The organism is Streptomyces sp. NPDC001315 (assembly GCF_042896175.1).
In the GTDB taxonomy this organism is placed as follows: Bacteria; Actinomycetota; Actinomycetes; order Streptomycetales; family Streptomycetaceae; genus Streptomyces.
Map to the genome: position 1 here is coordinate 27232 of NZ_JBIAWZ010000034.1, position 25488 is coordinate 52719.

Sequence of the window (25488 nt, forward strand, 5' to 3'; positions counted from 1 at the left end):
CGATGCCCTCCAAGTCTTGATCGGTGAGGCGCGGCCCGGGTCCGCAGGGGGTTCCGCCACCTCCGCGTGAAGACCGCCCGTCCCGCAGGTGTGCCCCAACCCTCCCGGCCCGGACCCGGACGCCCACCAGGCTCGAAAAACCGCAGGCCAGCCCAGGCCACGAACCCGGGAAGACAGTCAAACGAGCCGAAACCCTCACCGAACACGTCCGCTTGAAAAAGCAGCGAGGACAAAGATCAAGGTGGGTGCGCAGCGACGCGCCGGCCTAGATGAGCTCGGCATGCGCTGGTGAGAACTGGGTGAGGGTGTTCGTGCTGTCGGGGGACGGCGACTTCATGTGCCGCCGGGCCGAGTATGAACGGCGCGTCAACTCCGCGCACAAAAACGACAGATCGCCCGGCCGAACATTGATTGCTCCGTGGGGCGACCATATGATGCATCGCAGATGGTGGATCAGTGAAAAAGATTCACCGCAAACCGTGATCAGATTTTGGAGGTGGACCGTGACCGTGCACTCCGCAGCGGCAATGGCGCGGTCCGTCCCCTCCGCCGTACTGCCGCAGACCGGCCGCCTGTGCGCGTGTACGGTGCGGCTCAGCCGCCGCTGTTGTCGCCCTTGTCGCTGTTGTTGTAGCTGTTGACCGACTGAAGCCGCTTCGGTCCGGCGACCGGGTCGTCCCCCTGCCCGGTGCGCCCAGCGCACGGCTCTCCCTGCATGAGGCACACATTCCTGTGCCCGGCCCCATCGAATCAATGTATTCCCGGTCAATCCTTCCGCGGCCGTTCATTCTGCTGCCGGGAATCAATCCGAATCATATTCGAGAACGGCCATGTGATCCACCACCTCATCGCCGACGCGCGCGCCGACTGACAGCGGGCGTGAAGCGTCCGCCTGTGACACGGAGTGTTATGAGCAACGCACTTGCGCGAACCTTCCAGGCCATACCGCTGTGGCGCCGGCCATCCCGGCCGGTGATCATCGGCGTAGGCCTGGCGGTGTCGCTGCTGTCGATCGCGCTGTCGGTTGTCATCGGTACGGCGGGCATCGGCCTGGGCGACGTCTTCCATGTGATCGCCATTCATCTCTTCGGCGCCCCGTCGACCGAGAGCTTCCGCCCCACCGAAGTGATCGTCACCGAACTGCGCCTGCCGCGCGCCCTGTTGGCGTTCCTGGCCGGTGCCGCCCTGTCGGTGTCCGGGATCGTGATGCAGGGGCTGCTGCGCAACCCGCTGGTGAGCCCCTACACCCTGGGACTCTCGCCGGCGGCGTCCTTCGGAGCGGCGCTGGCCATCGTGCTGTCCAACAAGGCCGGCCACACGCCGTCCTCGGTCGTGACGATCCTCAGCGCCCTGGTGTTCAGCCTGGCCGTCTCGCTGATGGTGCTGGGAGTGGCCTCGCTGAAGCGGATGAAGGCCGTCACCCTGCTGCTGGTCGGCATGGCCTTCTTCCAGCTCTTCGAGGCGCTCACCTCGGCCACCCAGTTCTTCGCCGACGAGAACACCCTGGCCGAGATCGTCCACTGGACCTTCGGCTCGGTGAACGACGCCACCTGGCACCAGGTGCTGGTCGTCGCGGTCCTGCTGGTGGTCACGCTGCCCTATCTCTTCGCCCGTGCCAAGGCGCTCAACGCCATCGCCTTCGCGGGCGACGACGCGGCGTCGAGCCTGGGCGTCAACGTACGCCGGACCCGGCTGGCCCTGATCGTCGTGGTGGTCGTGCTGACCGCGGTGGTCGTGTCCTTCACCGGCGTCATCGGCTTCGTGGGGCTGGTCGGCCCGCACATCGCGCGCCTGGTGGTGGGTTCGGACCACCGCTACCTGCTGCCGTTCGGGGCCATCGCCGGGGGCCTGCTCATCCTCTCCGCGGACGTGGTCGGCCGGGCGGTGCTCTCCCCGGTGGTGATCCCGGTCGGGATCGTCGTCGCGCTCATCGGCGCGCCGCTCTTCATCAACCTCGTACTCTCGAAGGGGACGCTGGCCCAGTCATGACGCTGACCGTCGAAGGCGTGGCCTTCTCCTACTCCCGCGACCGCGCGGTCCTCCACGACGTCAACCTGGCCATAGAGCAGGGCGAGTTCGTCGGCCTGCTCGGCCCCAACGGCTCCGGCAAGTCGACGCTGACCAAGCTCATCGCCCGGGTGAACAAGCCGCGCGCCGGCTCGATCACCTACAAGGACCAGCATCTCAGCCGGCTGCGGATGAGCGAGCACGCCAAGGTGGTCGCCTATGTGCCGCAGTCGGGGGAGCCGACCTTCCAGCTCTCGGTGCGCGAGTCCGTGCTGCTCGGCCGGACGCCGTACTTCGGGATGCGTCCGCGCCGCCGGGACTGGGAGATCGTCGACGCCGCGATCGACCACATGGGCCTCACCGAACTGGCCGAGCGGTCGGTGGGCGCCCTGAGCGGCGGCCAGGCGCAGCGCGTCCTGATCGCCCGCGCCATCGCCCAGGAGCCGGAGATCCTGCTCCTGGACGAACCCACCAGCGCCCTCGACCTGCGCTATCAGGTCGAAACCCTGCGCCACGTACGGGATCTGACGCGTCAGCGGAACCTGGTCTCGCTGATCGCCATCCACGACCTCAACCTGGCGGCCCGCTTCTGCGACAAGGTCGCGATCCTCCAGGGCGGCCGGATCGTCGCGTTCGGCAGGCCCAACGACGTCTACGACAGCCAGGTGCTGGAGCGCGTCTACGGCCTGGAGGTCGACCTCTTCGAACGTGACGGTGCCGTCCAGGTCCATCCCGTCATCGAACCGCTGCCCGTCCCCGCCGCGTCCTGACGTCCCGCGTCACCGTCGTGCACCACCCCTGAGGAGAGAAGTGTTCCACCCATCCACTCGCCGGCTGCGCATGGTCGCCGCCACGGCCCTGGTGACCGTCACCGCCCTGCTCGCGACCGCGTGCGGCGGGAACGCGCAGGCGGGCTCTGACGGATCGGGATCAGGCGCGTCCCCCGTCACCGTCACGGACTCCGCCAAGCGCACCGTCGAGTTTCCTGACGGCCCGGTCGGCAAGGTTGCCATCGTCGGCGGTTTCAACGTCGACCTCGCGCTCGCCCTCGGCGCCCGCGACCAGATCGTCGGCATCGACGAGAAGACCATCAACCAGGAGAACTTCGCCGGCTTCTCGTCGAGCCTGTCCATCGGCGCGAGTTCCGACGCGCTCAACTACGAACGCATCATCGCCAGCGGCGCGCAGGCCGTGGTGCTGTACGGCAACCAGCCGTGGCAGGCCGCGGAGTCCTCGCTGAAGTCGTCGGGCGTCAAGGTCCTGGTCGTCAGCTCCTGGGTTTCGCAGGACTGGAAGACCAATGTGAAGCTGCTCGGCAAGGTGCTGGGACGCGACAAGGAGGCCGCCAAGGTGCTGTCCTTCACCGACAAGGTCAGCGCGCTGACGGCCCGGGCCGGCCAGGAGAAGACCCAGGCCACCGTGTACTACGAGGACAAGGCGGGCCAGACCAGCGGCAAGGAGGGCGGCAAGACGCTGGCCTTCGCCGACGCCAACATCAAGAGCATCTTCGCCGACAGCCCCGGCAACACCATCGACTCGGACCCGGCCGCGGTGCTGGCCGCGGATCCGGACATCATCGTGGTGGAGACCGACAACGTCTACGGCGGCCGGTCCGGCGCCGAGTACAAGGCGATCGCCGCCAAGCTGCTCGCCCGGCCGGGCTGGAAGAACCTGAAGGCTGTCAAGAACGGCAAGCTCTTCCTCTACAACCCGTGGGCGTTCGACCTGGCAGGCAACCAGATCTCGCCACTCTTCTTCGCGACGTTCGCCTACCCTGACCGCTACCGGAACGTGGACCCGCTGTCCGTGGTGGCGGAGTGGTCGAAGGACTTCATCGGCGCCACGAAGTTCACGTCGCAGGGCTACGTGTATCAGGTGCCGGCGCAGTGACCTGGCGCGTCCGGACCGGCCCCGTGTCGCTCCGGGCCCGGACGCGCCCTCTGCCACGCCACGAGGAGTCGAAGAGAGGGGCATCGCCCGCCGGTCCGGCCGGACATGGCGCCCGACCGGCGCACCGACCGACCGGCGCGAGGAGCGCGCGGGCGAACGATACGATGGACAACAATCACGCGAATGAGACCCCGTACGCCGCTGACGCCGAGCGGCTGGACGACGACTGGCTGGTCCATCAGATCGCCGCGGCCGGTTCCGCCGAGTCCGTCGTACCGCTGCTCGAACGCAAGATCCGCGAGGGAGTGATCCAGCCGGGCACGCGGCTGCCCACGATCCGCACGCTCAGCGAGCGGTCCGGGGTGAGCTTCCGCAACATCCACGACGCGCTGGCCGTACTGCGGGGCAAGGGCCTGGTCGAGACACGCCGGAGGGGCGGCACCGTGGTGGCCGATCCGCTCGCCGTCCGCCCGGTCGCCGCCGCCGAACCGGCCGGCACCGACGCCCCGGCGACGGGCCCGGCTGAACTCGCCCACGCCTCCTCCGACCCCGAGCTGTTGCCGGACCTGGCCGACGCCCTGGCTGCCGGTCTGAACAGCCCGGGCCTCCACTCGAACGTCCGGCAGTACATCACCGACCGGCTGCAGACGGTCGCCCAGCGGGATTGGCCGTTTTCCGCCGAGGCGTTCATCGCGGGCGGCAGCGGCGCGGAGGCCGCGCTGCTCTGCGTCGGCACCCTGGCCGCGCCGGGCGGCAAGCTCGCGATCGACGTCCCGATCAATCCGGGTCTGCTCGATCACATCCGCCGGCTGGGCCTGGAGGTGTTCCAGGTGCCCGCCGACGCCCACGGGGCAGACCCGGCCGCGCTGGCCTCGGCCCTGGAGCGGGGCGCCCGGGTCTACCTGTTCCAGCCGACCGGCCCGTACGCCATGACCCCGCCCGCCACTGCCGCACGGATCCGGGAACTCGCCGACGTCATCGCCGGTTTCGACGACGTCACCGTGGTCGAGGACGACGCGGTGGGCCCGCTCGCCAACGAGGCGGGCCCGACGTTCGGCACCGTCCTGCCGGGCCAGGCCGTGCGGGTGCGCTCGTACTGTCGCTCCTACGGCTCCGACCTGCGGACATCGGTGATCGGCGGTCCGCGCGAGGCGGTGGAGCGGATCCGCGACAACCGCAGCTACGGGCTGGCCGTCAACAGCCGCATCCTCCAGGACGCGCTCGCCCACCTCATCGAGAGCCCGACCACCGCTCGCACCCTCAAGCGGGCCCGGAGCGTGTACGCCAAGCGCAAGGCGGCGCTGGCCGAGGCGCTGACCCGGCGCGGGATCACCACCCACTCCGGCCCGAACGCCCAGTTCCTCTGGGTCGAGGTGAACAGCGAGGTCGACACCCTCATCGACCTCGCCACCGCCGGCTACTCGGTCGGCGCCGGCAGCCGCAGCTTCGTGGAACCGCCGCCGGGTGGCTACCTCCGCATCGCCACCCTCCGGCTGCCGGACGACAGCGAGGCCATCGACCGGATCGCCGACGCCGTCGGGCGCGCGATGCACGGCCAGATGCGCGACCTCTATGCCTAGACACGCCCCCAAGGAGACCACCGTGACCGGACCGTCGCGAGCGACGCTCGGCCTGAACCTGAACATCAAGCCAGCCGGCTCGCACCCTGCGGCGTGGCTCCACCCCTCCGTCGACCTGGCCGAGATCAACGACATCGACGCGCTCCTGGACGTCGCCCGCACCGCCGAGCGCGGCGGGTTCGACGCCCTCTTCCTCGCCGACAAGCTCGCCTTCTCCCGGGAACCCGCCGCCGTGGCACCGGCGTTCGAGCCTCTGACCCTGCTGTCCGCGCTGGCGGTGGGCACCAGCAGGATCGGCCTGATCGGCAGCGTCTCGACCACCTACTCCGATCCCTTCGTCGTCGCCCGCCAGACCGCCTCGCTGGACCGGATCAGTCGGGGCCGGTTCGGCTGGAACGTGGTCACCAGCGCCATCCCGGCGGCCGCCCGCAATTTCGGCCAGGACGAACTGCCCCGGCACGGCGACCGCTACCGTCGGGCCGACGAGTTCGTGACGGCCGTCAAGAAGCTCTGGGACAGCTGGGAGGACGACGCGATCGTCCAGGACCGCGGCCGGGGCTGGTACGTGGACCCGGAGAAGATCCACCCGGTAGATCACGCAGGCGACCACTTCCGGATCGCCGGACCGCTTAACTCCCCGCGCCCGCCGCAGGGTTGGCCGGTGATCGTGCAGGCCGGCTCCTCGGACGCCGGCCGTGCGCTGGCCGCCCGTCATGCCGACTCCGTCTACACGGTGGTCAGTACGGTCGACGAGGGCATCGCGTTCCGCGCGGACCTGCGCGACCGCGCCGCCGCCGAGGGACGTGACCCGGAGTCGGTGCGGGTCTTCGCGGGCTTCCGAGTGCAGGTGGCCGCCACGACGGGCGAGGCGCGGGCGCTTGAAGCCGAGCTGAACCGGCTGGCCGATCCCCGCCATGTCCTCGGGCAGGTGGCCCTGTTCAGCGGCTACGACCTGAACCACCTGCCGCTCGACGCCCCGCTTCCGCCGGTGCCCCCGGTGGAGAGCTCCGACTCCTACCGTTCCCACCTGCTGGCGGTGCACCGCTTCGTGGAGCGCGAACGCCCCGCGACCGTAATGGAGTTCGCCCAGGGCCTGGGCGGGGGGCTCGGCGCGGACAACCTGCTGGTCGGCGACGCCGCCACGGTGGCCGACGAACTGGAGGCATGGTTCCGGGCCGGGGCGCTGGACGGCGTCAACCTCCAGCCGGACCTGCTCCACCAGGGCACCCACGCGCTGGTCGAGCACCTGGTCCCCGAACTGCGGCGGCGGGGCCTGCGTGCGCCGGACTACGAGGGCACCACCCTGCGCCGGCACTACGGGCTCGGCCGCCCCGCGCGACGGGCCGAGGTCACCGCTCATGCCTGAGGTCATGGAGCCCGTCGAGGCGCCGGACGCGGAGCCGGCCGAGCGGGTCGTCGTGGTGGTCGGCAGCGGGTTCCGGGGGACGTCGGTCCTGGAGCGGCTCGCGGCCAACGCCGGGGAGTTCCGGCCGCCCGGCGGGCGGCTGCGGATCGTCTCCGTCGACGAACACCGGCCCGGGCCGGGCCGCATCTGGCGCACCGACCAGTGCGCCGACCTGCTGATGAACACTCCGGCGTCCGCCTTCACCGTCTGGCCCGACCCATCGGTCGGCTCCGAAGGGCCGAAGACGGCGGGACCGAGCCTGTGGGAGTGGCAGCGCCAGGTCGCGACCGTCCTGACCAGGACGGAGACGGAGACGGCCGGTGACAGCGGCCCCGCAAGCACCGTGCTCAGCGGGGAACTGGCCGCCGATCTGGCCCGGCGGCCCCAGCTGTCGGCTTGGCTCAGCGCCGCCACACCGGACTCCTTCACCCCGCGGGTGTTGCTCGGCCACTACCTGCGGTGGTGCCACGAGACGGTCGTCGGTTCGCTCCCGGAGGGGGTGCGACACGACCGGCGGCAGGGCCGGGTCACCGACATCGAGCGGGCCGGGTCACGCTACCGCGTCACCCTGGCGGGCGGCGGCGCGCCGTTGCCGGCCGACGCCGTCGTGCTGTGCACCGGCTGGTCCACCCCCGCCCGGGGTCGCGAACCCGCTCGCCCGCCGGCGCGGGCGGTTCGGCGACTGCGCGCCGACAACGCGAGCGACCAGGACCTGACCGAGGCCAAGCCGGGCGCGGACGTCGTGGTGGAGGGCCTGGGGCTGAGCTTCTTCGACGTCGTCACCCTGCTCACCACCGGCCGCGGCGGACGCTTCGTGCCCGACGACGCCACCCCGTACGGGCTGCGCTACGAACCCTCGGGCACCGAACCCGTCCTCCACGCCACCTCCCGCCACGGCGTTCCGTACTGGAGCCGCCCTGGCACGGCGGTGCCGGACGGGGACAGCCGGCACCGCTTCCTCCGCGAGGCGCTGGCGCGCCAGGCGCGCCCGGGATGCTTCGACGGCCTGGGCCCGGCCATCGCCCGCGACACCCTCTGGGACTACTACACCCATCTGGCGAGGACGCACCCGGACGCGCTCGCCGTCCCGCTGCCGCGGCTGCTGGACGCACTCGCCGTACTCCCGCCGGACGGCGCCGAGTGGCGGGAACTGGTCGCCAACGCGGTCTTGGACCCGGGGCACCGGCTCGACCTGGACGCCGACGCGGCGCTCGCGGGGCGGTTGTGGGAGAGCCCGGCGGCGTTCGGGGACGCGGTCCGCGGCCGACTGCTCACCGACCTGGACGAGACCGCCAAGGGGGTCGGGAGCAGCCTGAAGGTGGCGCATCGTTCCTTCGGCAAGGCTCGCGGACTGTTGGTCGCGGCGGTCGAGGACGGCGGGCTCACCGCCGAAAGCCACTTCGGGAGCTACGCGGACTTCGTCGACCGCGCCTTCCGCCTCAACAACGGTCCGCCGCCCCTGCGCCTGCGGCAACTCCTGGCGCTTCACGACGCCGGCGTGGTCACCTTCCTCGGCCCGCGCGCGGCCCCGGACGGCCGGCCCGATGTCACCGGGCACATGGAGTGGAGTTCCCCGGGCGTGCGCGGTTCGGGCGTCCGGGCGGACCTGGTGATCGAGGCCCGCGTACCGGCACCGAACCTCCACGCCGGGACGGATCCGCTGCTGCGGGCACTGCGCCGCCGAGGGCTCGCGGACGTCTTCCACCTGCCGTCGGCGCACGGGCCGGTGCCCACCGCCGCCCCCCGGGCCGAACCGCTGACCGGACGCCTGAGCGGGCCCGGCGACGCGGCGACGCGGGGCGGTCCCGCGCCGCAGCTGTACGCGCTCGGCGTGCTGATGCGCGATACCCGGGTGACCTCGCTGAACGCTCCGGCGCCAGGCGTCGACGCCCCGGCGCTGCGCGAGACGGACCGCACGGCCCGCGCCGTGCTGGCCGGACTGTGGGGTGGGCGATGACGGATGCCGGGAACCGGAGCGCCGTGATCTCGGCCGAGGACCTGCTGCGGGAACTGGAGGGCGGCGGCCGCGACCTCGTCCTGCTGGAGGTCGGGCGTGATCCGGCGTATGCCTCCGCCCCGTCGGAGCGGCTGCCCGGCGCCCACTACGTCGACCTGCCCACACAGCTCGCCGGTCCGCGGTACCCGGGGTCGGGCAGCCACCCGCTGCCGTCCCCGGAGGCGATCCAGCAGCAGGTGCGGCGCTGGGGAATCGACGGCGACTCGCTCGTAGTCGTTCACACCCGGGCGGAGCCCCAACTGGCCTCGCGGGCCTGGTGGGTCCTCAGCTGGGCCGGTGTGCCCGACGTCCGCTACCTGGACGGCGGCGTGGCCGCGTGGGTCGCCGCGAGGGGCCCGCTCGGCGGCGGGGAACCCGCCCGGCGCGACGGAGGGTTCAGGGTCCGGACGGGCTCGATGCCGACGCTCGACGCCGATCAGGCGGCGCGGCTGGCACGGTCCGGCAGGCTGCTCGACGCCCGCCCGGCCGGCGCCTACACGGGGGAGAGCGGCGGCGGTCACATCCCCGGCGCGCTGAGCCTGCCCAGCGCCGCGCAGCTGGGCGCGGACGGCAGGCTGCGGGGACGTGACGAGCTGCGCGAGCGGTACGCCACGCTCGGCACCGGCACCGGCACCGGCACCGGCGACGGGACCGCGGTCGGTGTGTACTGCGGCGGCGGTGTCGCCGCCACCCTCGGCGTCCTCGCCCTGAGCACCTTCGGCGTCCGGGCCCGGCTGTACCCGGGGTCGTGGTCGGAGTGGAGCGCGGACCCGGCCCGCCCAGTGGCGAGCGGTGACGATCCCGGCTGACGGCCGTCCGCCCCGCGCATCACCTCCCCGCCGGGACGGACGGCTCGCCGGTGGGACAGCGAACGACAAGGAGAGAATCCGGTGGAATACACCCGGCTTGGAAAATCCGGACTGGTCACCTCGCGACTGATCATCGGGGGGATGAGCTTCGGCGACCCGGACCGTGGAACACCGTGGTCCATCGGCATGGACGAGGCGCGGCCGATCGTCCGCGCGGCGCTGGACGCCGGGATCACCTGTTTCGACACCGCGAACGGGTACTCCGACGGCACCAGCGAGGAGATCCTCGGCGCCCTCATCAGCGAGTTCGGGGTCCGCGAGCAGGTCCTCCTGGCGACCAAGGTGAACCGCCGCATGCACCCCGGGCCGAAGGGCGGCGGCCTGTCCCGCGGCGCCATCCTGAGCCAGGTGGACGCGAGCCTGCGGCGCCTGGGCACGGACTACATCGATCTGTACCAGATCCACCGCCTGGACCGTTCCGTGCCACTGGAGGAGACCCTCCAGACCCTCGACGACCTGGTGCGTTCCGGGAAGGTCCGGTACATCGGGGCCTCCTCGATGCACGCCCGCGAGTTCGTCCGCGCGCAGTACGTGGCGGACCTCCACGGCTGGACCCGCTTCGTCTCGATGCAGGATCAGTACAGCCTGCTGATGCGCGAGGAGGAACGCGAGATGCACCCGTTCTGCCTTGAGGAGGGCGTCGGGGTGATCCCGTGGAGCCCGCTGGCCCGCGGCCGGCTGGCACGCGAGTGGGGCACGGTCACCCACCGGCTGCGGACGGACGAGCCGGGGTCCACCTTCTACAACCAGGCGACGGAAGCGGATCGCGCGGTCGTGGAGGAGGTGGGTGCGATCGCGGCCGAACGCGGCCTCACCCGGGCGCAGGTGGCGCTGGCCTGGAACCTCCACAAGCCCGCGGTCAGCGCGCCGATCGTCGGCGTGAGCAGGGTCGAACAGCTCGAAGAGCTGCTGGGGGCGATCGACGTCAAGCTCGACGAGGACGAGATCGCGCGCCTGGAGCGCCCGTACACCCCGCGGCTGCCGGTCGGCTTCTGAGCGCGGGCGGCCTCCGAGCCCCCGCCGCGGTCACGCGAATCATTAATTTAATGCACCGCGAAATTATGATTCAAGCGCTTGGTATTCGCCGCGGAGTTGCGTCGGCGACACCGAGGAAATAAAGTTCAAGGCGGTACGGCGGGTGCCCCGGAAAATGGAGAACCATTAACGGGGCGCCCATTCCGCCGGATCGCAAATTATCGAGGAGAGAACACGGCCATGGCCAATCCGGAGACCCGAGTCATCCACCACGCCGACCAGTTGATCGAGCCCGACGAGGCCGAGGAGAAGCGCCGGTCAGGGGCTCTCTTCATTGATGTGCGCCGGAACCGTCCGGACGCCCCGAAGGGTGACATCGAGGGCGCGGTGAAGGTGGACAAGGTACACGCCAACGAACTGCTCGACCCCGATTCGGCAAGCCTGCTTCCGCAACTTTCCGGCCTTCCGGAAAGCGCCGAGATCGTGGTCTTCTGCAATTCCGAATTCGGCTCCGATCCCGTCGTCGAGAAGCTGAACGCCTATGGCTACCGCAATGTCACCCATGTCAGGGGCGGTTTTGCGCGCTGGCACGCCGAGGCCCTGCCGATCATCGATCCGGTGCTGCCCGACGAGTCCCGGTGATGGCCGCGGAACGGCCACGCCGGATCCATCTCGCGCTGTCCGTCGGGCGGCCCGCCGGACAGCTCTGGCGGCGGAAGAACAGCCGCATCGAGGAGGCTTTTTCGCTCTCCCTGCTGTCGGAGGTCGCCCGGGCCGCCGAGGACGCGAAGTTCGACGCGCTCTTCCGCGCCGACAACATGCGCCTCGACCCCTCTCGGGTGCGGGCGAGCGGCCCGCCCCACTATCTGGAACCCATGGTCGTGCTCTCGGCGCTGGCGGCGCGAACCGAGCACATCGGCCTCATCGGCACCGCGTCGACCACGTTCAACGCGCCCTACACCCTGGCCCGCCAGTTCGCGACCCTCGATCACCTCAGCGGTGGCAGGGCTGGGTGGAACATGGTGACCTCCACGGTCGGTGAGGAGAACTACGGGGACCAGCCGCTGCCGCCCAAGGCCGCGCGCTACGCCCGCGCACGGGAGTTCGTCGACGTCACCGTCGGGCTCTGGGAGAGCTGGGAGCCCGACGCGCTGGTCCTCGACCGCGAGGCCGGCGTCTTCGCCGACGAGGCGAGGATCCGCCCGATCCGTCATCGCGGCGAACACTTCAGCGTCGACGGGCCGTTGAACATCCACCGCCCTCCGCAGGGCCGGCCGGTGCTGGTCCAGGCCGGACGCTCCGAGGAAGGCCGTGACTTCGCCGCCGGCTACGCGGACGTCATCTTCGCCGCCGCCGACGACGTCCGCGGCGCCCAGGCGTTCTACGCCGACATGAAGGACCGGGCCCGGCGCAAGGGCCGCGATCCGGAGTCACTGAAGGTCCTGCTCGGCACCCATGTCGTCCTCGGTGCCACCGAGGCCGAGGCGCTGGCGCTGGAGCGGGAGTGGGTCGCAGGCATCGATGTCGACAAGGCGATCGCGTACCTCCAGACAGTGCTCAGCCCCCACCTGCGCCTGGCCGAACTGCCCCTGGACCAACCCATCCCCGTCACCCTCCTCGAAGAGGCCGAGGCACTCCGGGACGAGCGGTACCAGCGTGGGGCAGCCTGGCTGCGCACCCACCACCGGCAGACCGTCCGCCAACTGGCGATCAAACACCGCCAGAACAGCCTCCACCTCGGGTTCACCGGCACCCCCGAGAAAGTGGCCGACGAGCTGGCCACGCTCTTCCGGGAGCGGGCCGCGGACGGCTTCGTACTGTCCCACAGTCACCTGCCCGAGGGACTGGAACTGCTGACCCAAGGCGTGGTGCCGGCGCTCCGCCGCGCGGGGCTCTTCCGGGAGGACTACGAGGGGCCCGCCCTCAGACACCACCTCGGCATCGCCTGAGGGCCGCCGGGATCACCGTGCAAAGCTCCGAACAAACCACCGCACAAAAAGGGCTCTCTTGTCGGATCCGTGGGGCATCGGTTGGCGAGTTGACGGCCTGGTAGGTGGGGGCGGTGGCCGCCGGGGTGGAGCAGGCCCACGACTTCACCCAGCACGGCCAGGTCTGCGCCGACGTCATCCCCGATACGACCAACCGCCGAGTGACGGACCGCGCCGTCAGGGAGGTGTAAGCCACCCGTGCGGTCGGGAAACTCAGGAGCACGCTGTGCGCGCGGTCCTCATGAGCCACTGAACCTCGTCCGCGGCGTGGCCCCGACGCCTGCTCGATCTGCGCGGCGTTGACGTCGCTCTTGTGCCATACACGTGGGCTCATTGTTCGACGGGCTCGTGTGGGGCCATACAGTCCGTGGTTCAGCTCGCTTCGCGCGCGGCACCAGGCGAAAGCGGCCGCGGCACCCTCACGTCCATGGGCTGGTGAGGGCTCAACGCGGTGGGGCGTACGGCGTGGGCCTGACCAGCATTCATGCGCCAACTCGACTACAGCGGCAGCGGATCGATGTCGCAGTTGGCCCGTGTGCTTTTCCTGGACTGGAGGTGGGGTGGGGTGAGCGGGGCGTGGGGGAGACGAGTGTCCCGAACCTTGGCCAGCCAGGTCGCATCGCGCAATTCGTCCCAGGTCGTCCCCTCGGTTTTGCCGCCCGTGGTGAGGAGGTCCAGGGCCAGGTTGCCGGCGCAGGCCTTTGTGGTCGGGTGGTCTTCGCCGAAGGTGGCCTGGCACAGATCCAGCGTGGCTTTCCCATGGTGCCGCGCCTCCCGGGTCCGGCCGAGCGCGGCCAGGTCGCTGGCGAGATTGATGGCGCAGACAAGGCTGAAGGGATGGCTCTGGCCGAGGGTCTCGCGGAGAATCGTGAGCGCCGCCTCGTCCAGGCGGTGCGCCTCCTTGACCATGCCGAGCAGCCTCAGCGTGACGGCGAGGTCGACGTCCGCGGCCATCACGTGCGGGTGCCGTCCGTCGTAGACCTGCCGGTAGCGTTCGCAGGCCTTTGAACCGCGGGTTCGGGCGGCCTCCAGGTCACCGCTGTGGCGCAGCGCAAGGGAGAGCGTCAGCTCGGCGGCCGGCGTGCGGGGATGGTCCTGCCGGTAGCGGCGGGTGAAGTGGGCGTGTGCGTCGGTGGCCAGTTCGAGGGAGCGCGCGTGGTCGCCTTCCTTGCGGCAGGACTCACTGAGCTGGCGCATGGCCTCGATGGTGACAGGGTGATCGCGGCCGAGGGTGTTTTGGTACGTCATGTAGGCCGACTCGTGCGTCTCACGCGCGTCGGCGTAGTGGCCCGTCTCACGAGCGTCGAGTGCGAGATCGCACTTGGTGATCAGGTGCCGCGGATCGTCCTCGCCGAACAGGTGTCCCTTCATGTTCAGTGTCGCCCGGTCGAGTTCCAGTGCTCGTCGAAACTCACCGGTCAGCCGGAGACTCACTGCGACGTTGTGGGCCTGGGCGAGTGTGGTCGGGGAGTCCTCGCCGAAGTTGGTGCAGGTCTGCTCGTAGGTGATCCGGTCCAGGTCGGCGCTGGCCGCGAAGCTGCCCTCCGCACGGCACAGGGCGGCCTCCAGCTGGCGTACTCCGAGCATGACCTCATGGGTGTCGTCGCCTTCATTCGGGGCGGTGCCCTGGCAGATCTCCCGTAGGCGGGCAGCTAGCCTCGACGCGTCGCCGAACCTGCCCGCCGCCCAGTAGGTGAATCCCAGCCACCGGCCCATGAGCAGCGTCTGCTGGTCCTCCTCGCCGAGCGCCAGCCACGTCTCCCAGGCTTGTTCGGAGAACTGCAGGGACCGGTCGTGGTCGCCCCAGTGGTAGAGGTACTCGGCGAGGTTCAGCACCAGCTGACGCACCCGGAACTGGTCGGATTTGACCGCTTCGGAAGCGATGACGTGGCCGTAGAGCGCCGTGTACTGGGGCCATGCCGCCGGGTCACCAGGGGCGTTGGGATCGGCGGCCGCCAACTGGGCATGGGCGCCCTGACGCATACGGGACTGTCCGTCGGGGCTCATATTGTCCCTGAGGACAAGCTGCACCACGGGGTGCATCTGGATGGTGTTCGTAGGGTGATCGATGCGGGCGAGCGAGTAGCGGTTCACCTCCCTGAGGGCGCGTGCCAGACGAAGAGGGTCTTGAAGCGCCGGGTCCAGATCGTCGTCGATGTGATTGTTTCCGAGACCGGAGAGGAGCGACCGGGGGATCGGGTCCGCGGCGAAGTACGAGCACAGTTGCAGCAGCCTGAGCGCGGCCGGGCTGCGGTGGCTCAGGTGTTCGAGTGTCACGTTCCACGCGGCGGCGACGGGCCAGGGGTAGTGCGGCGGGTTCGCTTCGCGCAGTGTTGTGCGCTTGTTCTCGAGCAGACGCAGATACTCGGAGACGGGCACGCCGGTTTCGCCCAGCCAGCTGGCTGCCTGCTTCATGGCCAGCGGTAGGTCGCCGAGGGCCTCGGCCAAGGCGTCGGCCTCGGCCGTGTGAAGAGGCGGTCCGGAGTGGAGCAGTAGGTCTGTGCTCTCCTCGCGCGTGAAGGGACCCACTTCCACGGGAGTGGCGACCCGGATCCACTCCCTGTCGCGAGATGTGACGATGATCGCGCCACCCTGGAATGGAAAATAGGGGCGAATCCGATCCGGGCCGTCGGCGTTGTCGAAGATCAGCAGCCAGCGGCCGCGTGGATGCCGTCGGCCTAGTGCCTCCTGGACCGCGCGCACGTCCGTGCCGACGGCCTTCATCGAGGTCGTGAGGCCCAGCCGCTGGGCCAGTTCCACCATGGCCTGGTCGATCAGGGCGGGCTGCTCGGCGGGGATCCACCAGACGACGTCGTAGTCGCTCTGATACCGGTAGACGTACTCGATGGCCAGCTGGGACTTCCCGACGCCGCCCATTCCGTGGATCACGACGGGAAGGACCGTGTCCTGCCGCAGATGAACGTGGAGCAACTTCAACAGGTCGGCTCGGCCGGTGAAGTTGGCGTTACGCGGCGGCACGCCACCCCAGACGCGTGGCTGGGAGGAGGACTCTGGCCTGCTGTGCTGTGGGCTGTCCGCGGTGTCCGCGCGGACATCGCGGACGACTTCCCCGACCACGACCGTGGGCGAGGCCTCTTGGCCGGCAGAGACGCTTGCGACCCCCATCTGTTCGCGTGCTGCTGTCATCTGTGACTGGTGCGCCGCCAGTTCATCGTCTGCCGTTTCGAGGCGGGCTTCGTACTCCCACAAGGGGGTCCGACTCACTCGTGACCAGGCGTCTGCGGCTCCCTCGGTGGGGGTGGTGGCGGAGGGGCGCGCTCCGGGCGTATAGGCGGCCGGTCGGCTCTTGTCCTCGAGAGCCCGGCGATATACGGCCGCTTGCTGTTCAGCCAGGAGGCGGAGTTCTTCTGCTGTCTGGCGTTCTCTTCTTGCCTGGTCCAGCCGGTCGTTCGCTTGGCCGAGCAGATCTTGGGTGTTGTTCAGCTCTTCCTGTACGGCCTGAATTCCTGCGACTTGCTTCGCGGCGCGGGCTCGGTCACGCTCCTGTTCCAGCGTCGTGCAGCGTTGGCGGAGGGAGCTGACCATCTCCAGCAGCATGTAGACGAGGCGGGTAGTCCCGAGCAGCGCGTCCTTCGCCGCGATCTCGCCCTTCCGCGCGTCGTCGAGCCTCAACTGCAGTTCGAGGGCTGTGCCCGTGGGCTTCTCAGCGGCAGCGACAGATCGGGCACGAGCCGCAGCCTCAGCGGCCTCCAACAGCTCGGTGCCCTTCAGCAGCTGCAAGTGCCGAGTGCGTGGATCCTTGATCAAGGCTGCGACGAGATCCTCAAGGAGGTAACGGGGGATCAACTTGGTGCCCTTGCGGAACTCGGCCCACTGATTGCGCTCGTAAGGAAACCGCTCGGCTAGCGCGCGGACGCTCCAGCCCTTCGTGATCCCACGCAGCCAGTGCGCGAGTTCGTCTGCTTCGGTCGTTCCGTCGCGCTGCATCAGTCCCCCCGTCCGCAGGTGTCCGCACTGTCCTCAATCTTCCGCGCGATGACCTGCACCAACGCCTCATCGAGAGACGGACAATCAGACCATTCCCTCACGCTGGCTTTCCACCCGTTCGGTACTTCTGGAAGGCGCCCGTGATGCCCAGCCCCACCCGCAGCAAGCTCGATCTGACCGTCTTCATTACCGTCCTCGGTGCCGGCGCTCTCTTCCTGGCCCTCGGCGTCTCTGCCAACGCGCTGGCCACGGTGAGCGTCGCTCTCTCCGGCTTGTACGGCGCGTGGACCGGTACACGCTCCACGTCCCAGCGCCAGCCCGAACGGGATCAGCCAGGAGATTAGATGATCTAGTCCAAGGGGTCACCGATCTTGATTGCAGGCTGGCCGACCTTGATGCTCCACATCGGGTTGGCGAAGATCGGGCCGTTCGGCCTTGAGCGTACTGAACAGTGAACGCACAGCACGGGGCCGCTGACGGACACCCTAGCCAGGGCGCTGAGCAGAAGCCGTTGCACCATGGATGCTCTTTCCGAGGTGGGTCACCCGCTGCCGGGCCGGATCCGGTCCCGGCAGCGGGGAGTTGGGCCTGCGCGCCAAGCCTGGTGGGGCCGGCAACGTCGGCGGGCACGAAGTCTCAAGAGGCCGCGCATCCGAGCTGGACAGCGAGCGCGGCGTGTGGGGCTGGTTCGGGCCGCAACTGCGCGAGGGCTTCCCACAGGGGTCCCGTTGCACAAGCCGGTCACTCGCGGACGGCCGCAGCCAGTACGGGCCCGGGGGAGCGGTGCGATTCAGGGACGGCAGGGTGATCGTGTGTGGCGGGGGCGCCGAGGCACCCTTCTCTGTGACATCTTGTGACGGCTCGTGATCTCCGTTCATGTGGTGCGGCCGTGTTCCAGGGCGGTGGGCAGATCAGGCGCGTGCTCGGCCAACACGTTCTGCCCTTCGTGCAGGTAGCGGGAGGCCGTGGGCAGGGAGACGTGGTTGTTGCGGGTGAGCTGGGCCATCCGGGTCCCGTCCAGGAACCGGCGTAGGACCGACACACCCTGCTCGAAGGGGGCAAGAGCATGGGTGGTCTTGCGGGTGCCAAGCCGTCCACGGTGGTCGGCCAGCAGCTTCGCGAGGGTTTCGGCGGTGGCCGTGCCGACTGCGAGCACGCCGGTGTAGGTGATACCGGTCAACGCGTGAAGCGTCACGGTGCCTGGAACCTGTTCTTCGCAGACCGGTTCCTACCAGGGGCTTGACGCGTATTTGATGGCGAGTCAAGCTCAGCTGATGTCCCTCGTCAGGAAGATCCCGGACCTGTCGGACGGGCGACACGGGCCACTACTCTGAGCCCCGTCCGCACTATATGGGAGAGTCATGACAAGTAGGTTCACCGAGTTGGCCGTTGACTGCCACGATCCGGAGAGACTCGCGGCCTTCTGGTGCGAGGTCCTGGACTTCAAGGTGATCGACCGGAGCGAGGGCAAGGTCGAGATCGGCTCCTGGGTGCCGACCGTCGAGGACGTTCGGGCCCGTCAGATGCCGCCCACGCTGCTGTTCATCCAGGTGCCCGAGGGCAAGACCGTGAAGAACCGGCTTCACCTCGACGTCAGCCCGATCGACGGCAGCACCGAGGACGAGGTGACCAGATTGCTCGGCCTCGGCGCCACCAAGACGGATGTGGGCCAAGGCGCAGACCGAAACTGGGTGGTCATGGCAGACCCCGAGGGCAACGAGTTCGATGTCCTACGCACCCTGGCACCGCAGAACTAGGCCGCGAGCGGGCACCCACACCCCGTCACACACCGCAAGTGTAAGGTTGCTGAGAAGACCTCACTGGGTCGGTGGCGCCCCTGGCGTCTTCCTGTCCGAGCTAAGGGCTGTCCCGCTATTCGCGTGTCCACACCCCTCGTGTGGTACAGCGACACTGACCGGGCGGCCGACTGGCCACATCGGGCACCAGGAATCCGGTTGGGCCCGCCTGCGGACGATGCGTACCCTGTCGGACCATGTGCTACCACGCGTTCAACGGCGCCTTCCGGCACTACGTGTGCATCGCGTGCCGGCTCTCCTTCAAAGGCAGCACCTGGCCGATCCGGAAGCGCATCTGTCCTGGCTGTCGTGAACAGCTCGTCTTCGCCGGCTACGACTTCGCCGCGCCCCGGCGACGCGACACGAAGGCATGGTCCGTCGTTGCGACCGTGCTCGTGGAGGGGCTGACCTACGATCACCGCCCTGGCTGCGGCTGCTCGCGGCTCCCCTCCTTCCGACCCCGGACCCGAGCTCAGGTGCGTGTCCGGCGCCGTGCAGCCGAGCGGCTGGGTCTGCCTCTGTCGGTGACCCTCGCTCGCCGCGACGCCTTCACCTCGGAGAGCCGCGACGAGCAGCCGCCCTCTCCGTCGGAGGCGAAGCGCGATACGACCTGAGCGTCGCGTCGACGCGGCATGCCGCGCTGGCCATGTGAGCGGTCAGGGCGTGCTCCGCCCTGAGAAGATCCCGCTGTGGCTGGAGTGATCACGGCAGCGGAACCGTCCTGGATACCACCGTTCACTGGAATGCGCTCGCGCGACTTTCGAAAGCTGGTCACGCTGTTGCGCCGAGAAGGCGCCGATCGGACTCGCCGAGGGCGTCCCTGGTCACTGCCGCTGGAAGATCGGATGCTCCTGGTCGCCGCGTACTGGCGGACCAACCTGACGATGCGGCACCTCGCCCCACTGTTCGGCATCTCCAAGTCATCCGCCGACCGGATCATCGACCACATCGGGCCGCTGCTGGCACTCAAGCAGCGGCAGCGCTTCCACGCCGGCACCGTGCTCATCGTCGACGGCACGTTGGTGCCCACCCGCGATCACAGCATCGCCGAGCAGTCCAAGAACTCCAGGTACTCGACCAACCACCAACTGGTCGTCGACGCTGAAACACGGCTGGTCGTCGCGGTCGGACGACCAGTGCCGGGCAACCGCAACGACTGCAAGGCGTGGGCAGAATCGGGTGCGAGGGCAGCCGTCGGCAGGACCACGACCATCGCCGATGGCGGCTACCAGGGCACTGGTCTGGTGGTCCCTCATCGCCGGCCCGCGGGCGGCGAACTGCGCGGATGGAAGCATGAGCACAACCGCTCCCACAAACAGGTCAGGGCCCGCGTCGAGCACGTCTTCGCTCGCATGAAGACCTGGAAGATCCTTCGCGACTGCCGACTCAAGGGCGACGGCGTCCACTACGCGATCCTGGGGGTCGCCCACCTGCACAACCTTCGCCAGGCGCGCTGATCGGAACGGCCGCGCGGCTACCAGGAGCGCACAAGATCAATTGCGGGACAGCCCTTAGCGCAAGAGTTCCGCGGGTGGAGCGGTGCCCGGACCTGGCGCTCTCTGGGAACACGAACCGATGCTCTCAGCAGAGCACGCCAGATTGCAGGTCCGCTTGGCATGGGGCTACGCGACCCGCCGTACGACGGCGAGTGGCATTTCGAGGCGAGGACCGATCATGCTCCTGAAGAAGAGGTGAGCGACCTCGCCACCGAGATGCGCACGGTGAATTCGCATGACCGTCGCTACTGGTTCATTCTTCAGCCGTTGGATTTCGACCGTGCTGCTTGGCGGTCTTCTCCGTGCGCGTGGAAGGAACCCTGAGGGGTTCGAGGCGTCAGGGCTCGGGGGTGGCCGGTACGGACGTTGCGTGGGATCGAGTGTGCTGCGCGGGGCGGCCTGCGGCGAGTGCCGCGATGCCTGAAGGATGCGACCTGGTCCGGCACCGAGAAGTCTGAAGCACAGTCCGGACACGTTGTGCAGCCAAACAGATGGGTCAGATGCTCTGCGATCGCTGACTGTCCGGCCCTGACGGCAACACCGTGCAGCCGAGACGCCGGCGGCGGCAGGCCCGCGGGGGCCGCTGGGCGGACCCCGGTGAGTATGGGTCCCTCACGGTCGACAACCCGAAAGCGCGCGTTCGGGTCCCGATGGCGAGTGCCTGGGGGCTTGTTGGAGAGGTCGATCTCCAAGCTCAGTGCGCAGGAGGGGCACACCACGGGGTGCCCCGTGTACGAGCGTACCGGCGCTCCGCTGGCAGCGCGGACTCGGCCACCCCGGCGCACGGTCCGGGACCAGCCGCACCGCGCGCCCCGCCATGTGCACGACCGGCGAGGAGGCAGTATCCCGCTCAGCGGCGATCTGCTCGGCCATCCGCAGCAGCACCCGCTCGGCCACGGCGAGTTGGTCCCGCTCGGACCGCACCTCCGCCAACTGTTCGACCAGCTGATCTTCGAGTCCGTCCAGCTTCGCGCGTCGCGAGCCGCTCCAGCACCTCGGGATCCGTCATGCGCCGGAGCGTAGGGACGCAACCCGAGCCGACGGGCGGGAATCCGCATAACCATCCCTGCCAGACGATCTACACGCCAGACTGCCGCCCACGACCAGCACGAGCACCCCGCAAACCGATCACGCCAGAGCCCCCGACCAGCATGTTCGAAGATGGCGAAGCTTCTTCGAACATGCTGGTAGAAAGGCGGTTAAAGATCGTGAGGCCTCTCGTCGGCAGCAGCCACGGAGCGTCACAGAATCCACGTGAGCTGCCGAAGATCGATCGCCGGTTACCGAAAACTCATATTCGGTGCGGTATGGCTCCGTCCTGCCAGCGGTAGAGGTCGCGCAGCAGGGAAATCTCAGCACCGTGATGGATCAGTTCCCTATTGACGTGCAGGACCCTGTTCTCCATGGGAAACCGCTCGGGACCCACCACGGGCGGATTCTCCAGGTCAGCGTCCGAGAGCGCGCGGACCCCCTCGTTCCATCTCCCGTACATCTCATCGAGCTGTTTCAGCGCCTCGTCAGCGGTCCCCGCGTAGGCGAATGTCTCGGAGTCGACGTCCTGGCCGCCGAAGTACCATCCGACCCGATAGCCCAGGCACGAGACGATGATGTGTGCCAGCCGCCAGGCAATCGTGGTCACCGGCGCCGGCACCGGGCCAGGGGACGCGGAGTCCATCGTCCAATCCCCCGAACCTTCCGACATCGGTGCGGCCGATGTGCCACGTGGGCGGATGCTCCAGCAGCCGCGCACCGGCTCCCAGAAGTACTCCTCATCGGTAAGACCGTCCAGCCGCGGCCGCAGGTTCGTGCGCCAGTGCCAGTCCAACTGCTCCCCGAGCCGCTCGCTTCTTGTCATTTCCGCACACTACATACAACGGGAACCTGGCTGCGACCCTCGCGGACGCCGTCGCTGGCCGTGGGCCGCGAGACCGTACCGCACCGGAAGATGACGCTGGGGGCTGATGTGCCCTTCGGGCCGTGCCGCCGCGAGTGGTTGCTTGAAATTAACAACCCGGCTGGCTGGGTTGGCTTCAATGACCCCAATGTAACTGTCTCGACCGATGACATGACGGATGATCAAGATCGCCGACTCCCGTCCGTGATCACTCGGCTGAGTGCCGCGCACGAGGCGGAACATCTCGGAGATGTGCACGGTGTCATCCGGCCGCGCGTACATCAGCAGCTCGCCGAACTTCGGGCGCTGCAGGGGGTGGAGGCGGCTGGAGGTACCCGGATCCTCCTCGAAGACCACGGGGTTCTCGATGCCGGCTTCGTCCAGGACGAGGTTCTGCCGGGCGGTCGACTGCTGGTCGGACGACACACGCTTGTAGACCAGGTTCGCCACCGAGGCCCCTTCCGTGCGGAGGAATGGACCCTGTCTGTCGTCAAACCCTGTCCTCAATCACCATCGGATCTGATTGGATTCGCGCCGTCCCCACGTCCTGGAATGTCCGGGTTCATTGGATGCGTTTGACGCCTGTCGTCAAACGAACGTTTGACGACAGGCCGTAGGCGGGTAACCATGCTGCGTCGAAAACCAGTTGACCGCCCCGAGACGGCCACCGAGGCTTGTGCATCATCGCCACCAGCCCGGGAGAACGAGTGTCGACGGTTACCCCTGCCATGTTCACGTGCCCGATCGGCCACGACGCGGCGCTGATACCGCGTACGGTCGCGATCGCGGAGGCTCACCAGGCCCTGCTGATGGCCAACTACGAGCGCCTCGCGCAGTGGGACCCGGAGTTTGATGCCGAGAACCCGACAACGCTCGACGAGACGCGCTCACGCCTGGAGCGCCAAGGCCATGCATGGCTTAAGGGAACGAAGTTGCCCCTCGATATCGCAGTGCGGGCGGGCCGGGACTGGCAACTGGTCGGGGTGGTCAGCTTGAACTGCGACATGGCCATGAAGGCTGGCGAGATCGGCTATTGGATCGACGCTGCGTTCGAAGGCCGGGGGCTGGTCACCAGAGCCGCCACGGCGGTCCTGGACCAGGCGTTCGGCCACATCGGCCTGGACCGTGTCGAACTGCGGACCGGCACCGACAATGCGCGCAGTCGCAACGTAGCCCGCCGCCTGGGATTCACCGAGGAGGGCTTGCTGCGCGAAGCAGTGATCTTCCCCAACGGATCACGCGACGACGACGTCGTCTACGGACTCCTCGCGCGAGAGTGGCTCAAGTCCCGTGAGCAAGACGGTCCGTCGCAGTCATAGGAGGTGACCAAGGGGGACCGCTTTCGTCCCGAGGCTATTCGCCATCGCCCTCGTCCGGGGCGTTTGGGTCGCGCAGCTGCCGCAGGCCCGGCGCGGTCGGCCGGTGAAGGCGTAGTGGCCGAGGAAGTTGATGTGGTCGTACTGGAGCGGGGAGAGCCGTGCGAGGAGTTCGTCGGTGACGGGGAAGCCGTCGGCGGCGAGCTGTTTGACAGCGGCGTCGGTGTAGAGGCTGTTGAACAGCACCACGGCGTTGAGGGCCAGGCCGAGGGTGCCGAGCTGGTCCTCCATGCTCTCGCGGTAGTGCTGGTGTAGTTCCGGCATCATCCGGCCAGCTGCGCCTGCGCGAGCGCATCGAGCAGCACCTGTTCACGGGTTTGGGCGGCAGCCGGACCTCGCTGAGAATCGAAATGTTGACGAGCTCGGACAGTACCGGCCTCCCGGCCGCCGCCCTGGACAGGTGCACGTCGCCGGGGGTAATCCGGTTCGGCGGCCGGGGTCAGCGGTATGCGGCGAGGAAGGCCCGGACGCCCGCGTCGGCGTAGTGGTCGAGTTCGGGCTGAGTGTGCTGCGGGCCGCCGTGGAACATGGCCTTGTTCACCGGGATCCATAGCAGGAGGCCGGAGAAGTGGTTGGCGGCAAGGAGCGGGTCGTCGATCCGGAGCAGGCCCCGGTCGGCCAGGCGTTGGAAGGTGTCGGCCAGGGTGGCCAGGACCCGCTCGAAGCCTTGCTCGTACCAGGCGGCGCCCAGGTCGGGGAAGGTGTCGGCGTTGGCGATGATGAGGCGCCGAAGCTGGAGTACCTGGGGCTGGGTGAGGGTGGTCAGGAACTGGCGGGCCAGCCGGAGCAGGTTCTCCTCCAGTGAGTCCGCGTCGGCGGGGATGCCGGCCACCAGGTCGATCATGCCCTCGATCCGGTCGGTGGTGGCCAGGACGATCTCGGCGAACAGCTTCTCCTTGTCGGCGAAGTGCTTGTACACCGTCTGCTTGGACACGGCCGCCAGCTTGGCGATGTCGTCCATGCTCGTGCCTGCGTAGCCCTTCGCCATGAACACCGCTGTCGCGGCCTCCATGATCGCGTGGTGCTTGCGGGCCGAGCGGCCGCCGAGTTCGTTCACTTCCATGCCTCCTCCTTCGCAGCCAACAGTACTGGACAGTCCAGTTCCTATGTGAGTACTGTACCGTCCAGTTCCGGAGTACTGAACCGTCCAGTTCCGAGATGTGCCTCGGCTTAGGGGGATTTCGCATGACTCAGGCGATCCGCGTGCCGTTCACCGGCCGCGCTGCTTCGACTCCGCTCGCCACCCGCGCGCTGCTCACCTGCGGGGCGGTGGCCGGCCCGCTGTTCCTGGGGGTGGGGGTGATCGAGGGCCTCACCCGCACCGGCTTCGACTTCACCCGAAACGCCATCAGCCAGCTCAGCCTCGGCTCGCTGGGCTGGCTCCAGGTCGCCAGCTTCCTGCTCACCGGCACGCTGGTCACCGCCGGCGCGGTGGGACTGCGGCGCGCGATCGGCCACACCGCCGGCGGCACCTGGGCGCCTCGCCTGGTCGGCGCGTTCGGCGCGTCCTTCCTGCTCGCCGGGGTGTTCACGGCGGACCCCGGTGCGGGTTTCCCGGCCGGTACGCCGGACGGTCCGACCACGCTGAGTGGGCACGGAACGGTCCACATGCTCAGCGGCACGGTGGGCTACCTCGCACTGTGCGCCGCGTTCTTCGTGCTGGCGCGACACTTCGCCACCCAGGGCCGGCGCGGCTGGGCCCTGGCCTACCGCCTCCTGCCGCTGGGGGTTTTCGCCGGGTTCGCCGCCTCCGCCACCACGGTCGTGGCCTTCACCGCTGGAGCTGGTCTCGGACTGCTCGCGCTCACCGCAGCCATCGCCCAGCTGACCCGCCCCGCCCCGACCGCACGGCGGTAGCTGGCTCCGGCTCCCGATCTCACAACAACAACCCGAGACCACCGCACTCAGACAGACAGGATGCCGCGCCATGACAGCACCGGTGAAAGGCCCCGCCAGCTACTTCCCGTCGATCGAGAAGAAGTACGGCCGTCCGATCGAGGAGTGGAAGGACCTGATCCGCACCTCGCCGCTGACCAAGCACATGGAACTCGTCGCATGGCTCAAGTCCGAGCACGGCCTCGGTCACGGGCACGCCAACGCCCTTGTCGCCCACACCCTCGCCGAACGCGGCAGTGACTGACCCGGGGTGGGGGGGGGGGGGGGGGGGCCCCCCCCCACCCCCCCCCCCCCCCCCCGGGGGGGGGGGTTGGGGGGAAACCAAGACCGCCGCGTAAAAACAAAAAGAGGGGGGGGGGGGGGGTGGGGGAA

At 69.0% G+C, this 25488-nt stretch carries 26 protein-coding genes and 1 pseudogene; 20 read left to right on the forward strand and 7 right to left on the reverse strand.

What is annotated here, in order from left to right:
* Positions 1–33: 33 nt before the first annotated feature.
* Positions 34–216 (forward strand): annotated as a pseudogene (locus ACFY16_RS41190) (transposase); the annotation flags it as partial.
* A gap of 378 nt (positions 217–594) precedes the next feature.
* On the opposite strand, the gene ACFY16_RS41195 reads toward ACFY16_RS41190, so the two are convergent.
* Positions 595–717 carry a hypothetical protein gene (locus ACFY16_RS41195; protein ID WP_390652361.1) on the reverse strand — a complete coding sequence of 41 codons (123 nt, stop codon included), beginning with the start codon at positions 715–717 and terminating at the stop codon, positions 595–597.
* 192 nt (positions 718–909) lie between these two features.
* On the opposite strand from ACFY16_RS41195, the gene ACFY16_RS41200 reads away from it, so the two are divergent.
* The 10 genes from ACFY16_RS41200 to ACFY16_RS41245 all read left to right on the forward strand — a co-directional run bounded on the left by ACFY16_RS41200 (position 910) and on the right by ACFY16_RS41245 (position 12671).
* Positions 910–1989 (forward strand): FecCD family ABC transporter permease, encoded by a 1080-nt coding sequence (locus ACFY16_RS41200; protein WP_390652362.1) that lies wholly within the window; start codon positions 910–912, stop codon positions 1987–1989.
* Complete coding sequence (locus tag ACFY16_RS41205) at positions 1986–2777, forward strand: ABC transporter ATP-binding protein (RefSeq protein WP_390652363.1); 792 nt, start codon at positions 1986–1988, stop codon at positions 2775–2777. Before ACFY16_RS41200 ends, ACFY16_RS41205 begins: the two co-directional genes overlap by 4 nt.
* Before the next feature lie 40 nt (positions 2778–2817).
* Positions 2818–3897: an ABC transporter substrate-binding protein gene (locus ACFY16_RS41210; RefSeq protein ID WP_390652364.1), complete on the forward strand. Its 1080-nt coding sequence runs from the start codon at positions 2818–2820 to the stop codon at positions 3895–3897.
* Between the two features lie 164 nt (positions 3898–4061).
* Positions 4062–5477, forward strand: coding sequence for an aminotransferase class I/II-fold pyridoxal phosphate-dependent enzyme (locus tag ACFY16_RS41215; protein WP_390652365.1), 1416 nt, complete (start codon positions 4062–4064; stop codon positions 5475–5477).
* Between the two features lie 22 nt (positions 5478–5499).
* Positions 5500–6843: an NtaA/DmoA family FMN-dependent monooxygenase gene (locus tag ACFY16_RS41220; protein WP_390652366.1), complete on the forward strand. Its 1344-nt coding sequence runs from the start codon at positions 5500–5502 to the stop codon at positions 6841–6843.
* Positions 6836–8839, forward strand: coding sequence for an FAD/NAD(P)-binding protein (locus tag ACFY16_RS41225; RefSeq protein ID WP_390652367.1), 2004 nt, complete (start codon positions 6836–6838; stop codon positions 8837–8839). Before ACFY16_RS41220 ends, ACFY16_RS41225 begins: the two co-directional genes overlap by 8 nt.
* On the forward strand, positions 8836–9687 hold the full coding sequence (locus tag ACFY16_RS41230; protein WP_390652368.1) for a sulfurtransferase: 852 nt from the start codon (positions 8836–8838) through the stop codon (positions 9685–9687). The genes ACFY16_RS41225 and ACFY16_RS41230 overlap by 4 nt, the downstream gene beginning before the upstream one ends.
* 81 nt (positions 9688–9768) lie before the next feature.
* A complete protein-coding gene (locus ACFY16_RS41235) occupies positions 9769–10743 on the forward strand; it encodes an aldo/keto reductase (protein WP_390652369.1) in 975 nt (324 codons plus the stop codon).
* 219 nt (positions 10744–10962) lie between these two features.
* On the forward strand, positions 10963–11364 hold the full coding sequence (locus ACFY16_RS41240; RefSeq protein ID WP_390652370.1) for a rhodanese-like domain-containing protein: 402 nt from the start codon (positions 10963–10965) through the stop codon (positions 11362–11364).
* The gene (locus tag ACFY16_RS41245; protein ID WP_390652371.1) at positions 11364–12671 is read left to right on the forward strand and encodes an NtaA/DmoA family FMN-dependent monooxygenase; all 1308 of its coding nucleotides are present in this window, start codon (positions 11364–11366) and stop codon (positions 12669–12671) included. Before ACFY16_RS41240 ends, ACFY16_RS41245 begins: the two co-directional genes overlap by 1 nt.
* Before the next feature lie 537 nt (positions 12672–13208).
* Here ACFY16_RS41245 and fxsT read toward each other — a convergent pair.
* Positions 13209–15689 (reverse strand): FxSxx-COOH system tetratricopeptide repeat protein, encoded by a 2481-nt coding sequence (fxsT, locus tag ACFY16_RS41250; RefSeq protein WP_390652372.1) that lies wholly within the window; start codon positions 15687–15689, stop codon positions 13209–13211.
* Positions 15690–16049: 360 nt separating this feature from the next.
* On the opposite strand from fxsT, the gene ACFY16_RS41255 reads away from it, so the two are divergent.
* Positions 16050–16577: a hypothetical protein gene (locus tag ACFY16_RS41255; RefSeq protein WP_390652373.1), complete on the forward strand. Its 528-nt coding sequence runs from the start codon at positions 16050–16052 to the stop codon at positions 16575–16577.
* Positions 16578–16801: 224 nt separating this feature from the next.
* Positions 16802–17002: a hypothetical protein gene (locus tag ACFY16_RS41260; protein ID WP_390652374.1), complete on the forward strand. Its 201-nt coding sequence runs from the start codon at positions 16802–16804 to the stop codon at positions 17000–17002.
* Positions 17003–17532: 530 nt separating this feature from the next.
* On the opposite strand, the gene ACFY16_RS41265 is transcribed toward ACFY16_RS41260, so the two are convergent.
* On the reverse strand, positions 17533–17838 hold the full coding sequence (locus ACFY16_RS41265; RefSeq protein ID WP_390652375.1) for a hypothetical protein: 306 nt from the start codon (positions 17836–17838) through the stop codon (positions 17533–17535).
* 181 nt (positions 17839–18019) lie between these two features.
* Between ACFY16_RS41265 and ACFY16_RS41270 the strand changes: the two genes are divergently transcribed.
* From ACFY16_RS41270 to ACFY16_RS41285, 4 genes are all read left to right on the forward strand, one after another.
* Entirely contained in the window at positions 18020–18415 is a 396-nt protein-coding gene (locus ACFY16_RS41270) for a VOC family protein (protein ID WP_390652376.1), read from the forward strand.
* A 236-nt stretch (positions 18416–18651) separates the two neighbouring features.
* On the forward strand, positions 18652–19068 hold the full coding sequence (locus ACFY16_RS41275) for a hypothetical protein (protein ID WP_390652377.1): 417 nt from the start codon (positions 18652–18654) through the stop codon (positions 19066–19068).
* A 75-nt stretch (positions 19069–19143) separates the two neighbouring features.
* Positions 19144–19911, forward strand: a complete 768-nt coding sequence (locus ACFY16_RS41280; protein WP_390652378.1) for a transposase — start codon at positions 19144–19146, stop codon at positions 19909–19911.
* A 39-nt stretch (positions 19912–19950) separates the two neighbouring features.
* Complete coding sequence (locus tag ACFY16_RS41285; RefSeq protein ID WP_390652386.1) at positions 19951–20274, forward strand: DUF6228 family protein; 324 nt, start codon at positions 19951–19953, stop codon at positions 20272–20274.
* A gap of 967 nt (positions 20275–21241) precedes the next feature.
* Here the strand turns inward: ACFY16_RS41285 and ACFY16_RS41290 are convergent.
* Positions 21242–21805 (reverse strand): DinB family protein, encoded by a 564-nt coding sequence (locus tag ACFY16_RS41290; protein WP_390652379.1) that lies wholly within the window; start codon positions 21803–21805, stop codon positions 21242–21244.
* Positions 21806–21814: 9 nt separating this feature from the next.
* A complete protein-coding gene (locus tag ACFY16_RS41295; RefSeq protein ID WP_390652380.1) occupies positions 21815–22294 on the reverse strand; it encodes a recombinase family protein in 480 nt (159 codons plus the stop codon).
* A gap of 257 nt (positions 22295–22551) precedes the next feature.
* Here ACFY16_RS41295 and ACFY16_RS41300 point away from each other — a divergent pair, with 257 nt between their 5' ends.
* Complete coding sequence (locus tag ACFY16_RS41300) at positions 22552–23163, forward strand: GNAT family N-acetyltransferase (RefSeq protein ID WP_390652381.1); 612 nt, start codon at positions 22552–22554, stop codon at positions 23161–23163.
* On the opposite strand, the gene ACFY16_RS41305 is transcribed toward ACFY16_RS41300, so the two are convergent.
* Complete coding sequence (locus tag ACFY16_RS41305; protein ID WP_390652382.1) at positions 23158–23487, reverse strand: Tn3 family transposase; 330 nt, start codon at positions 23485–23487, stop codon at positions 23158–23160. The genes ACFY16_RS41300 and ACFY16_RS41305 overlap by 6 nt on opposite strands.
* Before the next feature lie 172 nt (positions 23488–23659).
* Positions 23660–24283 carry a TetR/AcrR family transcriptional regulator gene (locus ACFY16_RS41310; protein WP_390652383.1) on the reverse strand — a complete coding sequence of 208 codons (624 nt, stop codon included), beginning with the start codon at positions 24281–24283 and terminating at the stop codon, positions 23660–23662.
* Between the two features lie 122 nt (positions 24284–24405).
* Between ACFY16_RS41310 and ACFY16_RS41315 the strand changes: the two genes are divergently transcribed.
* A complete protein-coding gene (locus ACFY16_RS41315) occupies positions 24406–25077 on the forward strand; it encodes a DUF998 domain-containing protein (RefSeq protein WP_390652384.1) in 672 nt (223 codons plus the stop codon).
* Between the two features lie 70 nt (positions 25078–25147).
* On the forward strand, positions 25148–25360 hold the full coding sequence (locus tag ACFY16_RS41320; protein ID WP_390652385.1) for a DUF4287 domain-containing protein: 213 nt from the start codon (positions 25148–25150) through the stop codon (positions 25358–25360).
* The last annotated feature ends 128 nt before the right edge of the window (positions 25361–25488 follow it).

Excerpts from the sequence above, each read along its gene's own strand:
- ACFY16_RS41230 (WP_390652368.1), top strand. The coding sequence starts at position 8,836 with ATGACGGATGCCGGGAACCGGAGCGCCGTGATCTCGGCCGAGGACCTG.
- ACFY16_RS41260 (WP_390652374.1), top strand. The coding sequence starts at position 16,802 with ATGCCCAGCCCCACCCGCAGCAAGCTCGATCTGACCGTCTTCATTACC.
- ACFY16_RS41305 (WP_390652382.1), bottom strand. The coding sequence starts at position 23,487 with ATGATGCCGGAACTACACCAGCACTACCGCGAGAGCATGGAGGACCAG.
- ACFY16_RS41320 (WP_390652385.1), top strand. The coding sequence starts at position 25,148 with ATGACAGCACCGGTGAAAGGCCCCGCCAGCTACTTCCCGTCGATCGAG.
- ACFY16_RS41310 (WP_390652383.1), bottom strand. The coding sequence starts at position 24,283 with ATGGAAGTGAACGAACTCGGCGGCCGCTCGGCCCGCAAGCACCACGCG.
- ACFY16_RS41290 (WP_390652379.1), bottom strand. The coding sequence starts at position 21,805 with ATGACAAGAAGCGAGCGGCTCGGGGAGCAGTTGGACTGGCACTGGCGC.
- ACFY16_RS41315 (WP_390652384.1), top strand. The coding sequence starts at position 24,406 with ATGACTCAGGCGATCCGCGTGCCGTTCACCGGCCGCGCTGCTTCGACT.
- ACFY16_RS41275 (WP_390652377.1), top strand. The coding sequence starts at position 18,652 with ATGTGCTACCACGCGTTCAACGGCGCCTTCCGGCACTACGTGTGCATC.
- ACFY16_RS41240 (WP_390652370.1), top strand. The coding sequence starts at position 10,963 with ATGGCCAATCCGGAGACCCGAGTCATCCACCACGCCGACCAGTTGATC.
- ACFY16_RS41215 (WP_390652365.1), top strand. The coding sequence starts at position 4,062 with ATGGACAACAATCACGCGAATGAGACCCCGTACGCCGCTGACGCCGAG.
- ACFY16_RS41270 (WP_390652376.1), top strand. The coding sequence starts at position 18,020 with ATGACAAGTAGGTTCACCGAGTTGGCCGTTGACTGCCACGATCCGGAG.
- ACFY16_RS41225 (WP_390652367.1), top strand. The coding sequence starts at position 6,836 with ATGCCTGAGGTCATGGAGCCCGTCGAGGCGCCGGACGCGGAGCCGGCC.
- ACFY16_RS41200 (WP_390652362.1), top strand. The coding sequence starts at position 910 with ATGAGCAACGCACTTGCGCGAACCTTCCAGGCCATACCGCTGTGGCGC.
- ACFY16_RS41205 (WP_390652363.1), top strand. The coding sequence starts at position 1,986 with ATGACGCTGACCGTCGAAGGCGTGGCCTTCTCCTACTCCCGCGACCGC.
- ACFY16_RS41195 (WP_390652361.1), bottom strand. The coding sequence starts at position 717 with ATGCAGGGAGAGCCGTGCGCTGGGCGCACCGGGCAGGGGGACGACCCG.
- ACFY16_RS41245 (WP_390652371.1), top strand. The coding sequence starts at position 11,364 with ATGGCCGCGGAACGGCCACGCCGGATCCATCTCGCGCTGTCCGTCGGG.